Source organism: Pseudoalteromonas sp. McH1-42 (assembly GCF_022347845.1).
Taxonomy (GTDB): domain Bacteria; phylum Pseudomonadota; class Gammaproteobacteria; order Enterobacterales; family Alteromonadaceae; genus Pseudoalteromonas; species Pseudoalteromonas rubra_D.
The window spans coordinates 1-2021 of the sequence record NZ_JAKRFU010000066.1; the positions used below are offsets into that span (position 1 = coordinate 1).

2 protein-coding genes are annotated in these 2021 nt (G+C 43.1%); both read left to right on the forward strand.

The window, feature by feature from the left end; genetic code table 11:
- Nucleotides 1-738 (forward strand): hypothetical protein (locus tag MHN31_RS24020; RefSeq protein ID WP_239445543.1); only part of this gene is annotated, 738 nt, incomplete at its 5' end.
- Nucleotides 739-746: 8 nt separating this feature from the next.
- Entirely contained in the window at nt 747-1466 is a 720-nt protein-coding gene (locus tag MHN31_RS24025) for a hypothetical protein (protein ID WP_125564833.1), read from the forward strand.
- The last annotated feature ends 555 nt before the right edge of the window (nt 1467-2021 follow it).

Sequence of the window (2021 nt, forward strand, 5' to 3'; positions counted from 1 at the left end):
GCCGTAGCCAATGTGGCTTCCCATGCGATGGTTGGCGGGATCACCTCCGTTCTGCAAGGTGGTAAGTTCGGGCATGGTTTTGTGAGCTCGATGGTGACGTCGAGCATGAAAGGGTTTATGAAACCACAAACGGGTGTATTTGCGGATGCCGTGAAGAGAACCATCATAGCGGGAGTGGTTGGTGGTACAGTCTCTGAACTGACAGGTGGCAAGTTCGCTAACGGTGCGGTTACGTCTGCGATGCAGTGGTGGTATAACGCCGAAGGCGGAGGTGAGTTTGCAAAGAAACACCATAGCTACAAGATAACTGACAAGCAAAGGGAAATGGCTGCAGCTGGTGATAGAGAAGGTTTCTGGAGGTCTCGTTGGGAAGATTCTAAAGACCCCATGGGTAAAATCGGCCTTAAAGCGGTTCAGGACGAAGGGGGTCTTATTGACTATTTAACAGGTGGTCAAGCCATCAACAACCGTTTGCAAGCATATGCCCGAGTCTATGGTGATGGTCCTCTTGATTTGAATGAAGTAGGGATTAAGCTAATGGAAGCTCATGTTGCGTGGACTGATGGAGATAGGTTAGGAGTTCATGGCTTATTGAGTCCAAGACAGATAGCGGTATACCATCACGATGTCTTTGCCGAGTATGGACTCCCCACAACCACTTTTGGTGGGACGCCAATGACAGGGGCGTTGTGGGAAGCGTCTGCGACAAGGGCAATTTGGTGTTGGGGATGTGATTAGGGGATTTAATGAGCATATATAAATTTGCTAGTGCTGTTTTTATTGTTCTACTCGGTGTAGCCCTGTCAATGAAGTTGGGTTCACAAGAGAGTGATAGCTATCAATTCCAGCTGGGAGCATACTCAATAAGCATTCCTGAAAAGAATGCACTTGAGAAAAGCAGCTGGAATGGATTGTCTTGGTTGCCAGGGCTAGATAATCGTACTGATCAAGTCATGTTTACTTTGTCAGCACAAGAAATTGCTCAAAAAGTTGCAGGCTACCAAGCCTCAGATGGAGATTATAAAGAAGACATTAGAGGGTTGCTCTCAATCCTCAATACTAGTGAAGTAGATGCTTATGTTAGCTCTTCTGCATATTTAGATTTGTGGCACTCAAAGGGAACGTATTCTGATCGGCGTGTTGAGTCTTTTGGTGATGGCCTGTTCAAAGTTTACAGAAATGTTGAATATCCATATTCATGGGCATTGGTTAATGAAAACCCAGAATTAGGGGGGGCTCTTCCCCCTGAGGCTGCAACTTTTTGGTTAGCTCACTGTATATCAGGGAAAAGCCCAAAAACGCGCTCTGGAGTGCGAGCTAACTGCAGGAGTCACGTTGTCTCAGATGATTTATTAATAGAGTTTAATGTTTCTGAGCAAAATATTGAAAATCTAGATCAACTCAAAATTTACCTGGTAAAGGAAATTGAGAGTTGGATTGTAAAAAGTGAGGAAATAAACAGGTAGAAGAAGTACATATGACTCACATCTCACATGTGCGACTCAAGATATATGCCTTGGTTCTGAGTCATTATGATTTGCTCGATAAAGTGTGAAGGTCACTTTATCGAGCAAAGCTATGATTTTACGTTTTTTCTGGGCCTTACTGTGCAACAAGTAAGGTGTAAATTCAGGGTTATTAATAACTCTTATGTGCGCCAGCTTTCCTTGCGAGGCAACTGTTCGAGCAGGTACTTTTATGACTGCCCAGATGGTAAGCATTTACCAACTAGAATCGTCAATAATATCCACGTGCATTGTCTTATTTAGCGTGTTTGCAGATTTCAGGACAGACACCCCAACTCTGCTTCTTTGAACATGGCAACAATTTGTGATTTAGTGAATTTGCTTTCCCTTATCGCCACATTACACCTGGTTTCTTTAGGTTATAAAATATATAAAATATTGTTTCTCATATTAATCATTTGTTCATTTTCCTGCTTTAGGTATAATCATCGTCTGAATTTTGTTCAGAGAGATTGCCTTCTGTTGCGCTAAGGTAAGTGATATCAGTCAGGGATT